The sequence below is a fragment of the Companilactobacillus bobalius genome (assembly GCF_009764355.1).
This window is the reverse complement of the sequence record NZ_LNUA01000031.1, coordinates 239,854-253,660: the sequence shown is the minus strand read 5'-3', so window position 1 is coordinate 253,660 and position 13,807 is coordinate 239,854. Positions and strand designations below refer to the sequence as shown.

The window sequence follows — 13,807 nt, the reverse complement described above, 5'->3', positions numbered from 1 at the left end:
AATTGACAGCCTGTTTTTATTTACGATTCAACATCGATTGTATATGGATCTTCATTAGTTCTTAAGAAAATCTTGGCATTAAGCATTGCATAAGCTAGAACGGAAACAAAGTAAATACTTACTGATGGTGCTTCAATAACATGTCCTGTCATTAAAGCCATTCCGAATCCTAATGCTACAGATGCTACCAACATGGCCCATTTATAAGACCACATATACTTGAATTTTCTGAGGAATGTTCCTATTAAATAAATCAAGCAATATAGTAATGGCACCATATAAACTATTGTACCAATCAATCCAAACTGGAAGAAGATATCAACGTAGTCCATCTCGACCAACTTGGCATCTCTTTCATGTTTGAAACTAGTTGCATAACCCATTCCGAAAATCTTTTGTGCTGGCGTTGCTTTACTAAAGTTATGTGCCGCATTTTCAAAATAAACGGTACGACCACTAAAGAGATAAGAAACTGTCTTATTAGTTTGAACATATTTCTTTTGATCTTTAGTGATACCTTTTTTAGTTTTAGCTTTTTCTTTCTTATCTTTGATCATTTCAGTATGTAATTCAGAAGTCTTAGAAACCGCCATAGCTGGATAAGCAACAACAATTCCACCTAAAGTGATGGCTAGCATTGCAAAAATTCCGACGAAATACTTACGACTATCTTTATACATAAAGAATTGTACGATTGTTGCTAAAATACCCATACAAATACTGAATAGGAGTGCTAAGAGTGAACCCTTTGTTCCAATCAATAAATCTGCGTAAATGGCAACTATAATCGTTATCCAATAATAAATACGTGACCAAGTATTAATTTTTTTCAAAGCATACCAAATCATAATTGGGAATGTAATTGAAACAATTGCACTCAATTCATTGGCAGCGAAGAACCAGCCACTCTCGCCTAACTTATAGTATGAGTAAGAGCTGAAACTTGAATTAGTGAAGTGAGCAACGATCATAATAATACTGATGATATTTACAGCAAGGAAAATGACCTTAGGAAAGAAACGATTAATGATTCGATCCTCTGCTAACTCTTCAAAAGCGTACAAGTAAGCCAACAACATGATTGGATAATACAAACTCTTTGCTAGAGTCGTAACTTCCAAAGTCGTGACAAATAATACTTTGGTTTTGTAATTTATAAACAAACTGATAGCTGAAACAACGGCCAATAGGACAAAATAACCGATCATCATGAACCCATGCCTATTGTCCCGATTTAGAATCAGAAATATCAGCAAATAGAAAACCGTAACAGCCATAACGGCCATACGAATCAATACCCCAAACGAAACATTCATATGTGCTTGAGTCATCAATCCAGTAACAGCATCTAGTACTGGTTGAAAAACAATGTATAGCATCAAGAAGATACTGTACTTTTTAATAAAACTTTGCATATGTGGTGACTCCCAGTTAAAGATTTAAAAACATATCAAACAATATAGTACCCTAAATTTTTTGCGAAAGATAATGATTATCGCTCTAAATAAAATTCGAATCTATCTCCGGCATATTGTGAACGAACATATTCAAATGGACGTTCATCATCCAAAGTAGTAACTTGTCTTACTCGTAAGATAGCAGAACCACGCTTAACATTCAAAAAGTTAGCTATCTTCTCAGATGCAAGGATTGCTGATACAGTTTGCGTAGCGTTGCCCAATTTAAGACCTGCTTTGGTTTCCAAAGCCTTGTATAGAGAAGACGTTATGTCTTCCTTATCAAGTGATTTTACAATATCAACCGGAATTGTAGCAACTTCGAAACAAATTGGTTGGTTATCAGCATAACGAATTCTTTCCATTCGTAAAACCTGATTGCCATCTTTTAATTTCAATTTCTCCATTTCACTGATTGAAGGATCAGCAACATGGTAAGAAACAGTCTTACTTGAAGGTTTCTTACCCTGACTCTCAGTTATCTCAGTAAAACTGGTTGTTCCTGACATCTTTTCTTGGACCTTACTACTAGCAACATAGGTTCCTGAACCTACTTGTCTTTGCAAAATCCCTTCATCTACAAGCGTTTGAATAGCTTGTCGTAATGTCATTCTACTAACGTCAAAATCTTGTGAAAGCTGTCTTTCAGATGGAATACGTTCCCCAACGCTCCATTTGCCAGATTCAATTTCTTTTCTTATCTGATTGTGAATTTGTATATATACTGGTACCTTCATTTTTGGCACTCCTTTATGCGCATTACTTCCATCAATTATACAGTATTTCGGTTAAAAATTAATAACTGGTCGAAAATTAGAAAAATAAAAAGGCAAAATTCATATTCAGAATTTTGCCTTTTTTCATTAATTGGGTTAGCTGGATTCGAACCAGCGCATGATGGAGTCAAAGTCCATTGCCTTACCGCTTGGCTATAACCCAATGAATGGAGGGGAGTGGATTCGAACCACCGAACCCGAAGGAGCGGATTTACAGTCCGCCGCGTTTAGCCAGACTTCGCTACCCCTCCATGAGTTGCTCTGTCTTCATTCGACTTAATAATATTAACGAAAAAACAACTTCATTTCAAGGGATTTTTTAAAATAATTGTTATTTAATCTAAAAAATGAAGTTTTTTTGTTGTAACCTACTATATCATCCTCCACAACAAGACCAATTTGACTGAAACACAACATTTTGTAGTCAATGGTACCAAACAAAAAAGCCTCAACCGATTTAAAATCAGTCAAGACTTTATATTAATTTTAATTTAGTTAACACCTTGCATAAGTTTCTTGATCTTTGGTACAAATAAAATCAAGATAACTGCTACAACTAGTGTCACGATACCAGTTACACCGAAGAACATAATTTCATTATGTGGGTCTCCTGGATTGTATAACTTAACGATTTGAGCATTAGCAGCTTGTCCGGCAGAATCAGCTAAGAACCACATACTCATCATTTGACCTCTGAAGGCCTTAGGAGCAAGTTTAGTTGTAGCTGACAAACCAACTGGAGAAATCAACATTTCCCCAATTTCAATAATACCCCAACTTAATACTAACCAAAGTGGACTAACTTTTGCCCCTGGTGCAATTCCCATCAAAGGAATGATCAAGACAAAGTATGAAATAGCCGTTGCAACTAATCCCATCCAGAATTTAGATGGTGATGATGGTTGACGTCTGCCCAATTTGATCCATAACCAAGCAAAGAATGGTGTATAGATAATAATAAAGAATGGGTTAAGCATTTGGAACAATGGGGCTGATAACTTAAATCCTGCAAAGTTAAGATTTGTTTGTTCAGCAGCAAATAAAGCTAAAACAACTGAACCTTGTTCTTCAATTGCCCAGAAGATAACTGCAGCTAAGAACAAAGGAATATAAGCAAGTACACGTGATCTTTCGACCTTAGTAACTTTCTTACTTGAAAGCATCATAATGAAGTATCCAATTGGTAAAGCAATACCTAGAATACTGATAATTGTGATGATGTTATCGATTGTAAAGGCATGAGCAAAAATCATTACAATTACAATAATAGCCAATACTAATACTACAAGAGCAACACGTTGGAAGAACTTAGTACGTTCTTTGTCAGTGATTGGATCTGGAGCATGTAAACTTTCTTCAGGAAGATACTTACGACCATCCCACCAGTAAACAATCAAACCAATAAACATACCAATAGCAGCTAGTGAAAAACCAGCATGGAAATTAAATTGATTACTCATAGCATTTACAGCTGGTGGAGCAAATAATGAGCCTAAGTTAATACCCATGACATAAATACTGAATCCTGAATCACGTCTTGGATCCCCTTCACTATATAATCCACCAACCATTTCGGATACGTTTGGCTTCAAAAGTCCGGTACCAATAACGATAAGAGCAATTGATGTAAACAATCCCGTTTCACCAATAGGAAGTGATAGCACAATATGACCAAGCATAATGGCAACACCACCCCAGAAGACTGTTCTTCTGGCTCCTAAAAGTCTATCACTGATAAATCCACCTAAGACACTGGACATATAAACTAATGAACCATAGATAGACATAACAGATGCGGCTGTAGTACGGTCCATTCCTAGACCGCCCTTAGTTACAGCGTAGTACATATAGAAAAGCAAAATGGCACGCATACCGTAATAACTGAATCTCTCCCAAAATTCAGTTAAGAACAAGGTGCGTAAACCTGTCGGTTGACCGAAAAATCCTCGGTCCTTCTTCTCATCCATTAAAAAATTCTCCTCACATTACACAATGATGTATTAATATTAAACTTTCAAAAACTTCATGTCAAAGTTTTTTTAATAAAATTCATAAGAATCCTTTTATATCAACAATAAAAAATAAGAGTCTTTTAAGATAGGCTCTTATTTAAATTAGATATTATGTTTAAAAGCCATCGTTGCTTCAACAGCATCTTTCCATCCATCATATAGATTTGTACGTACGGATTCTGACATTTTAGGTTGATAAGTTTTACCGGTTTGATAATTTTTTTTGATGTCATCCAAATCTTTCCAATAGCCTACTCCCAAGCCTGCCATAAAGGCAACACCTAAAGAAGTGGTTTCCAATTCAGATGATCTTTGAAGTGATATTCCCAGAATATCTGCTTGAAATTGCATGAGATAGTCATTAGCAGAGGCGGCCCCATCAACTTTTAAGACTTCAATTGGAATCTTAGAATCAGAACTCATTGTTTCAATAATATCCTTTGTTTGATAAGCAATGGCTTGCAAAGTAGCTTTAATAACATCTTTATCGGTCGTTCCCCTAGTCAAACCGAAGATAGTTCCATGAGCTTCATTATCCCAGTATGGTGCACCTAATCCAGCAAAGGCGGGTACCACATAGACTTCGTTGTTATCAGTCGAACTCTTAGCTGCATCGGAAGTTGCAGGTGTAGAGTTAATCAACTTCATATCGTCTCGTAACCACTGTAAGGCTGCTCCAGCAACGAACACACTACCTTCCAACGCATAATTGATTTCACCATTTATTCCATAAGCAATTGTCGTCAATAAATTATTATCTGACATAGCGGGTTTATTACCGGTATTCATGACCGCAAAGGCACCCGTACCGTAAGTATTTTTTACCATCCCTGGTTCAAAAGCCATTTGACCGAATAACGAGGCCTGTTGTGAACCCGTCATTCCAGAAATAGGAATCTCTGAACCATAGAATTGATAGTTCTTCGTTATTCCGAAAACCTCTGAATTAGATTTAACCTCAGGCAGCATCACTTTAGGAATATTAAAGATTTTTAACAAATCATCATCCCACTGAAGTGTGTTGATATTATAAAGCATTGTTCGGCTAGCATTAGCGCAATCAGTCATAAAACTTTCGCCGTCGGTTAATTTCCATAATAACCAAGTATTAATAGTTCCAAACAAAAGTTCACCTTTTTCAGCGCGCTCTTGGGCACCATCGACATGGTCCAAGATCCAACGAATTTTTGTCGCTGAAAAATAAGGACTGATGATCAATCCAGTTTTTTGATGGATTTCGTCTTTATAACCCGCTTTGATAAAATCATTGGCTAATTTAGAAGTCTGACGACTCTGCCAAACAATAGCGTTATATATAGGAAGTCCCGTTTTTTTATCCCAAACAACTGTTGTTTCTCTTTGACTAGCAATTCCAATCGCTTTAATTTGCTTGGGTTTAATTCCTGAATCAATCAAAGCAGTTGCAATAGTTGTTTGTACAGCATTCCATATTTCATTTGGCTCGTGTTCGACCCAACCTGGATCAGGCAAAATTTGTCTAATTGGATGTCTCGCCATCGCTACTTGTTGACCGTTATGGTCAAAAATAATTGCTCGAGCTGTTGTTGTTCCCTCATCAATTGCTAAAATGTAATCTTTATCCATCTCTAACTCCTAAACAGCAAAAAAGGCGATACTTCGCCTTTTATTTAGTTGTCTTATGCTTAAATTTTCTAGTTGCACTGACTGCTTCACGCCAACCTTCATATAAGTAATCGGCACGTTCTTGATCCATCTTAGGTTCAAACGTAGCACCAGTAGCATATTGTTTCTTAATATCGTCTAGATTATCCCAATAGCCTACTGCTAGTCCAGCTAAAAAGGCAGCTCCCAAAGCAGTAGTTTCCAAATCCTTAGCTCTTTGAACCGGTGTCTGCAAAATATCAGCTTGGAATTGCATCAAATAACGATTATTTGCTGCACCACCATCTACTTTCAACGTTGGAATTTCGATGCCAGTATCTTTCTTCATCGTGTCCAAAACATCACGTGATTGATAAGCCAATGATTGCAAAGTGGCCTTAATGAAGTCATTCTTAGTTGTTCCACGTGTTAAACCAAAGACAGCACCACGGGCATCAGCATCCCAGTATGGAGCACCTAAGCCTGTGAAAGCTGGTACTACGTATACTTCATCTTGATCCATTGAAGCCAGAGCAGCTTCTTCAGATTGAGGTGCAGAATCAACTAAATTCATTGCATCCCGTAACCATTGAATAGCTGATCCAGCTACGAAGATACTGCCTTCAAGTGCATAATAAACCTTATTGTTAATACCATAACCAATAGTTGTTAATAAATTATTATCAGATAATTGGGGCTTTTCACCGGTATTCATAACAATAAAAGCACCAGTTCCATAAGTATTTTTAACCATCCCCGGTTCAAAGGCCATTTGGCCAAACAAGGCAGCCTGTTGATCACCAATCATACCAGCAATAGGAACTTCTGAACCATAGAAATGATAATCTTTTGTCTTAGCGTAAACTTCAGAATTAGGTCGTACCTCTGGTAGCATTGCTTGTGGAATATTTAGAATTCTTAAAATATCTTTATCCCATTCCAAACTGTGAATATTGAAAAGCATTGTACGACTGGCATTGGAATAATCAGTTATATGAGCAGCTCCACCAGACAGCTTCCAAAGTAACCAGCTATCAATTGTTCCAAAGAGAAGTTCGCCATTTTCAGCACGTTTTTGGGCACCATCAACATGATCTAGAATCCAACGAATTTTTGTAGCAGAGAAGTATGGATCAATCAGCAAACCAGTTTTTTCATGAATCATCTCACCATAACCACGACCAGCTAACTTCTCAGCTATATCAGTAGTCTGACGACTTTGCCAAACAATCGCATTGTAAATAGGAAGACCCGTTGTCTTATCCCAAACCACCGTAGTTTCACGTTGGTTCGTAATACCAATACCCTTAATTTGATCTGGTTTAATACCTGATTCAATAAAAACATTGGCTATAGTTGACTGCACAGCATTCCAAATCTCATTAGCATCATGTTCTACCCAACCAGGTTCAGGAAAGTACTGTGTGAACTCACGTTGAGCATCAGCTATCTTATTTCCCTTTTGGTCAAAAATAATAGCACGAGTACTAGTTGTACCTTCATCTATCGCCATAATATATTCATTGGACATTAAATTTCACCCCGCCTTTAATGTAAACGTTTCATATCAGAATCTTATAACATCTACAGAAATTTGCAAATATTTCGATAATTTTTACTAAAATTAGTTATAACTTATTTCGTAATTTATCCTTTGATTTAACTACCAAAAGAAAACTTATAAACAGTATAACGGCAATGGCAGAAACAAGCCAGCCTAGCTTTAGACCAGGTACTTGATAATTTAAAATTACGTTATGGTGTCCCTTTTTGAGGTCAATCGCCATCAAATTTGAAACCACCTTATTAATTTTAGCTTTTTTTCCATCAACATACGCACTCCATCCATTATCATATGGAATACTCAATAATAACGGTGAATCTTGATCCACATTAATTGAACCGCGAACCGTATCATGATTCAAATCTGATTTGACATGTAGAGATCGTTTTTTTTAGATTATCTACTGATAAATCAAATTTAGTTTGATCCAGTGATTGAAAGTATCGAGGATTTAAACCTAAAGATCTATTCGTTAGAATTTTCACTTCTAATTTTTTATTTCGTTTAAAATCACCCAAATATAACGTTGCTGCACTATAAACATTAATTGGTGATGTCTTAATGCGTTTGCCATTAACATAGATCTTCGACTTATCATAATTAAAGGGCGTTACATAAAAATATAACGGTCCTGTTGCTCTCGTAGTTAATTGATAATTATATAATTTACGATTGCCGACAGTACTTTGTTGCATACTGGTTAAGAGTGAATTTTTGAAGTATTCGGCACTACTTCCATTCAGAGCCTGCCACAATCTTTCTTGATTAGACAAGGCCTGACCAGTTTTCATCTTAAAGTCATAAATATTATTATCAGTTAAAAATCCTAAAGTTGGAGCATCATAGTTCTCTTCTACATAGTAATGATTACTCCATTGACGTACTCGATAATAAACACCCAGCAAAGCATTAGTTAATTTAGTACCACCATAATAACTAATCCTTCTGACATTAAGACTAAAATAACCTAGGTCTTTCATCATTTCCAAAGTATTTTGATTCAATGTCGAGCTGTATAAACTTAAGCCATTGATGTTGAACAAAATGGAATCATTATAGTTATTATATTTTTCAGGAAAAGCTTTATTCAATCCTGATTTAGAAACAATTATTCGATGTCCCAAATTACTTCGATCTTTTACTTCTTTTAAAATGGTGTTCTCACGATCAAATTCATTCTCGTAAATAGCCTGATTTCCAAAGTCAGCCGTTGCCATCACCGAATTAAAATTAGCAATCACTTCAAAACTAATCATTAAAAATAAAATCAACAAGAAATTCTTATTACGATTTAATAGTAAAAGTGATAATCCTGAAAGAATAATACAGGCTAGACTCAACCAGAAGTAACCTATGCTGTATTTCAAACTGATACTGTCAAATCCTAATTGTTCAATCACCTTAGGTAGGAGCCACTCGGTTAAATATCCTAAACAAATTAATATTCCGGCGACACAGGTAGCCTTCGTTATAACGCCTAGTTCATTAACCACTCCACTCTGCCAAGCCTTGCGGGCAATAAAGATACAGGCAAAAGAAAAGATAAAACTATTACGAAATGGAAAACCAGCTGGGTTTTGAAACATGTGCCACATCGTATTAAAAGTTGTCACAAACATACTGATAAGCAAAATTCCCAATAAAAAGACTGAATTCTGTTTATCACGATTATTAACACGTGAACTAAGATAATAACTTAATAATAAAATCAAAACTGTCGATGTCATAAAAACGGATGGGCCATGTTCCAGACGCTGGTCAAAACTGTTACCTCCAATACCCAATTCAGTTAAAGCTTCTAAACCAAAACGAGCTGAGGGCAAATAATTGAGGATATTAAATGAGGTCTTAGCCGTTTTTAACATTCCTATTAAAGTTGGCAACAAAACCACCGCTGAACTTAATCCTGCTAGAACAGAAGAAATCAAGTAACGTCTGATAACCAACCATTTATCTTGCCGATGGAATAAATTATCTTCTAATCCAATAAAGATGAAGAAACAAAGTGAAAAAATACAGAGCATGTATCCCAAATAATAATTAAAGATAATCGAAAACAGAATAGAAAAATAATATAGCACATACTGATGATGCTTGATTACACGCATTACACCAACAGCTACCAAAGGCAACATAATTAAAGCATCTAACCACATTAGATCATAGAAGTATGACGCTACAAAACCACAAAAACTATAAGCAATTGTAAACATCCAATTAACAATGCTTCGCTCTTGAAAGTACTCTTTTAAAAAGAACGCCATCGTTACACCCATTGTGGATATCTTGAGCATAATCAAAATATCAGCTGCAATTGGAATATTTCGTGCACTAAAGAAAACCAACAATAGATTAAAAGGCGATAACAAATAGTAACTCATAACAGGAAAAAAATTATCACCCAAAGATTGACTAAACAAATATAAATGCAAATTTCCCGATACCAGTTGCCTTCTAAGCTCCGTCAAGAACGTTAAATATTGAGTTCCCAAGTCACTACTCAAAAAATTATTACTACCAAAAGGAACTAAACCAGTACAGGCAAAAATAATCGAAATAATAATCAGATTAATGATAAAAGCTCCGGAATAATAAAACACACGACGTTTTGCCATATCAAAACTCTCCTTACTAACTACCAAAATAATATGAGATATTAAGCAATAAGTAAAATTATTAACGTCGAGAACACAAAAAAGGCTTGCTTACGCAAGCCCATGTTATTATCGTTTTTCATATTATTACCTCAGGTCAGTTAAATAGTTATTTGTTTGAATGGTTGTATTTTTGATTTGAATGTTAGTACTTTTTAATTAGTTTAAAAACTTTTTTTCATTGTGACTTCTGATCATCTTAGTACAAACAGTAGCTAAGACAGATACACCCGTGAGAACAAGAATCGGATGTTTTTTCATAAGCATTCACCTCGTTTTTTGAATAGCCATATTTGACTATGTATACATAGTAACGTGATTTTATGAAAGGAGTTTTAACAAAATAAGAATAATTTATGAATTTTAGAGAGCGGAGCAAGGGTGCCCAACCCACGAGGATTTGCCTAAGTACTGGAATCGCACGCGCACTATGCGGGCAATTTCAGTACTGTAGCAAACCGGAATGGGTTCCCTTGCGAAGCTCGTTTCCACCATTCTGCATAGAACCATGGTTATTTACTGCCTAGGACATTTTTCAATCTGTTTTAAAAATTCCTTCACCATTCCAGCATCAACTCCAGAAACATTCTTCAATTTACCATATAACCACATACCCAACCTATAATAACTATCAATATCTAACTCAAATTTCTGTGCATAAACATAATGAATGGCTTCTTCATATTTACGATGCAACAATAATTGATCCAAATCAGTATAAATCTTCCTTTTTGATTCTGTTGCTGTTCAAAGACTACTTCATTTCTCGCCTTACCTTTTCCCAGAACAGCTCCAAAGCACTCAGCAAAAGATTTAATCTGACGCATGATAAAATCATCATCTTCCATCAACATCACCCCCAAGGATTTCACACAGGTTATACAAAAAAAGGCGGCCCCAAAGCCACCCTCATAATCTTCAATTATTCATTAACAGTTGAATCAGCTTTTTCAACAGCAGCACCTGCTAAAGCACTAACGTAATTAACTGGTTTATCAAAGTTTGGTTGGAACAAGAAATCAACCATTGATAGTTCATCAATTGTAACTTTCTTTTGAATAGCAAGTGATAGCAAGTTAGCTGATTGTGATACATCATATTTACTTGTCAAAGCACCACCAAGAACTACTCTTGTCTCAGGATCCCAAACTAAGTTCATTAGAACAGGAGTTGTTGATAACATAAACTCAGGACGATAGTTGTCTTCAAGTGAAACTTCAGCAACATTCTTACCCAAAGCATCAGCATGAACCTTAGTCAATCCACTTGCTGCATAGGTTCTGCCAAACAATTCAACAGCTGAACTAGCTTGTGTACCCATATATTCAGCGGTATCTTTTTCAATATTCTTACCAACTAGAATACCTTGACGAACTGAGTTAGTTGCTAAAGGAATATATTGGTTGTCACCAGTTGGATTGTAATGAACAGATGCTGCGTCACCAGCTGAATAAACATCTGGAATGCTTGTGTGCATATATTTATCCACAACTAATGCACCATTTGGAAGAGTTTCAAATTTATCAGCGAACATCTTTGTATTAGGACGGAAACCAACACACATAACGGCAATGTCAGCTTCGTAAGTATTCTTATCGGTTTTAACAATTACACTATGATCTGTTTCTTCAAATGACTCTACTTTTTCACTCAAACCTAAAGTTACACCATTATCGATATAATCTTTTTCAGCAACGGCCGACATATTCGGATCAAGGTTCTTAGCCAAAACATCAGGTAAAGCATCAATCAAGGTTGTTTCTTTGCCTAAAGTAGCATAACCTTCAGCTAATTCTGCACCAATATAGCCAGCACCAATAACAATAGCACTCTTAATATCTTTGGCATTTTCTTTCAATTCATTGGCATTAGTCCAGTTCTTGCACAACATAACACGATCTGAATTAATTCCAGGAATTGGTGGAATAATTGGAGCTGAGCCAGTTGTGATTACTAACTTATCATATGGTTGACTAAAAGTATCACCATTTGCCAAACTTTTCACTGACAATTTCTTGTTATCAAAGTCAATATCAGTTACATCATGTTGCATATACATATGTGCACCCATATCAGTTAATGCCTCGGGGCTGGCATAGAACATCTTATTAGGGTCTGAAACACGATCACTTACCCACAGTGCAATCCCACAGGATAGAAAAGATAAATTATCATTTCTTTCAAAAACGGAAACTTCCCAGTCTGGGTGCTCCTTCAAAATGTTCATTGCTGAAAAAGTTCCTGCATGTGTACAACCTACAATACTTACTTTCATAATAGACACCGTCCCTTTTTCTTATTATTATAATTTATTCACTAATACATTAAAAGCGTTTACAAGATATTTAAAAAATATATTTCACTTATATAATATCTTGATATCGGCAGATAAATTTAATTCTTAATCCTCACTTCCTTCATATTTGTGGATTATCTTTTATCAACAAAAATCTTATGATAACGCTATTATCTAATAAATGATTAAATTTGTGATATTAAAAACAAATAAATATTTTTTTCGAAAATGAATTTAATTGTTTAAACACATGTGGTATATTATAAGTGTGCAAGGGGTTTAGATATGAAAATGCAATTCCTTCCTTTTTTAACTCTTAATGAAGGTTGCGATACACATCCTCATATCGTTAACCTGTAAAGTTCATTCGTATCAATAATAAAAATTGCCCCCCTCAATCAATTTTTACTCAAAAGATACGTTTGTAATATCCCATTACAATAATTTACTTTGAATGCTTTCATTAATTAATTAACAAATCCCTCTCTATTTGACAAATATGGAAACCTCACAAGCATTCATATCTTCCCCTGACACTACTGGTAATGCCGTTACACCAATGTGTGTAACAAAAAACAAGCCCGTCCCCCCAGATGAGCTGTTTTTTTGTTCTTTTTTATTAATTCGAATATAAAAAAGATATCTTTTCTAATAAATATTGATTATTAATTTCAAACTAAATTAATTACTTAAATTATTTAACTACCATCCCTCATGAAATCTTATCCATTAACATATTTCTAATTGCAATAAATAAATATTGTGATATTAAAAACAAACAATTATTTTTACGATAATTGAAAAATCATGTTTAAAAATATGTGCTATATTTATAACTGTGAAAGGGGATATGGTATGAATCAATTATGATTCCTCCTTTATTACTTTTGATACATGGATCACGGTACACATCCTCATACCGAGATCTAAAATCTAAACGAACTAATGAATAAAAATTGCCCCCTCAATCAATTTTTACTTATTACGAGTTATCCCAATTACAAATTCAGTTTGAATGCTTTCCGTTATTAATACCAAATCCCTCAATTTGGAAATTTTATCGAAATCATTCATGCCTTCCCCTGACACTACTGGTAATGTCGTTACATAATCGTAACGAAAAGACAGGCTTATCCCCCTCAGATGAGCTTTTTTTGTGTCTAGAATTTATTTCAAGGCCTTAAAACACAATATCGAATTATTATTGCTCAATCAATTCATTATTTTATCCTAAAAACAAATAAATAATTTGTTCTATTTTGAAACAACATGTTTAAACATATATGCTATATTTATAACTGTGAAAGGGGAAAGATATGAGATGCGATTCCTTCCTTTAACTCTTAAAACAGTTACGATACATCCTCATATCGTTAACTCACAAATTTAAATTCTTAATTGATCCCCTCAATCAATTAAGAAAAA

Annotated in this window: 9 protein-coding genes and 2 tRNA genes; all 11 read right to left on the bottom strand. The window is 35.0% G+C overall.

The window, feature by feature from the left end; genetic code table 11:
- Positions 1 to 20: 20 nt before the first annotated feature.
- The gene (locus ATN92_RS05715) at positions 21 to 1,415 is read right to left on the bottom strand and encodes an O-antigen ligase family protein (RefSeq protein WP_056953615.1); all 1,395 of its coding nucleotides are present in this window, start codon (positions 1,413 to 1,415) and stop codon (positions 21 to 23) included.
- Between the two features lie 77 nt (positions 1,416 to 1,492).
- The gene (locus ATN92_RS05710) at positions 1,493 to 2,194 is read right to left on the bottom strand and encodes a GntR family transcriptional regulator (protein WP_056953613.1); all 702 of its coding nucleotides are present in this window, start codon (positions 2,192 to 2,194) and stop codon (positions 1,493 to 1,495) included.
- Positions 2,195 to 2,324: 130 nt separating this feature from the next.
- Positions 2,325 to 2,396 (bottom strand) — tRNA-Gln (locus tag ATN92_RS05705).
- A 5-nt stretch (positions 2,397 to 2,401) separates the two neighbouring features.
- Positions 2,402 to 2,484 (bottom strand) — tRNA-Tyr (locus ATN92_RS05700).
- Between the two features lie 240 nt (positions 2,485 to 2,724).
- Complete coding sequence (locus ATN92_RS05695) at positions 2,725 to 4,200, bottom strand: peptide MFS transporter (RefSeq protein ID WP_056953611.1); 1,476 nt, start codon at positions 4,198 to 4,200, stop codon at positions 2,725 to 2,727.
- 147 nt (positions 4,201 to 4,347) lie between these two features.
- A complete protein-coding gene (gene glpK / locus ATN92_RS05690; protein ID WP_056953609.1) occupies positions 4,348 to 5,850 on the bottom strand; it encodes a glycerol kinase GlpK in 1,503 nt (500 codons plus the stop codon).
- Between the two features lie 40 nt (positions 5,851 to 5,890).
- On the bottom strand, positions 5,891 to 7,399 hold the full coding sequence (gene glpK / locus ATN92_RS05685) for a glycerol kinase GlpK (protein ID WP_056953607.1): 1,509 nt from the start codon (positions 7,397 to 7,399) through the stop codon (positions 5,891 to 5,893).
- A 97-nt stretch (positions 7,400 to 7,496) separates the two neighbouring features.
- On the bottom strand, positions 7,497 to 7,793 hold the full coding sequence (locus ATN92_RS19025; protein ID WP_256970556.1) for a YfhO family protein: 297 nt from the start codon (positions 7,791 to 7,793) through the stop codon (positions 7,497 to 7,499).
- A complete protein-coding gene (locus tag ATN92_RS05680) occupies positions 7,783 to 10,047 on the bottom strand; it encodes a YfhO family protein (RefSeq protein WP_256970555.1) in 2,265 nt (754 codons plus the stop codon). The genes ATN92_RS19025 and ATN92_RS05680 overlap by 11 nt, the downstream gene beginning before the upstream one ends.
- Before the next feature lie 677 nt (positions 10,048 to 10,724).
- Positions 10,725 to 10,934 (bottom strand): hypothetical protein, encoded by a 210-nt coding sequence (locus tag ATN92_RS05675; protein ID WP_056953605.1) that lies wholly within the window; start codon positions 10,932 to 10,934, stop codon positions 10,725 to 10,727.
- A gap of 74 nt (positions 10,935 to 11,008) precedes the next feature.
- Positions 11,009 to 12,361, bottom strand: a complete 1,353-nt coding sequence (locus tag ATN92_RS05670) for an FAD-dependent oxidoreductase (protein ID WP_056953603.1) — start codon at positions 12,359 to 12,361, stop codon at positions 11,009 to 11,011.
- Positions 12,362 to 13,807 lie beyond the last annotated feature (1,446 nt).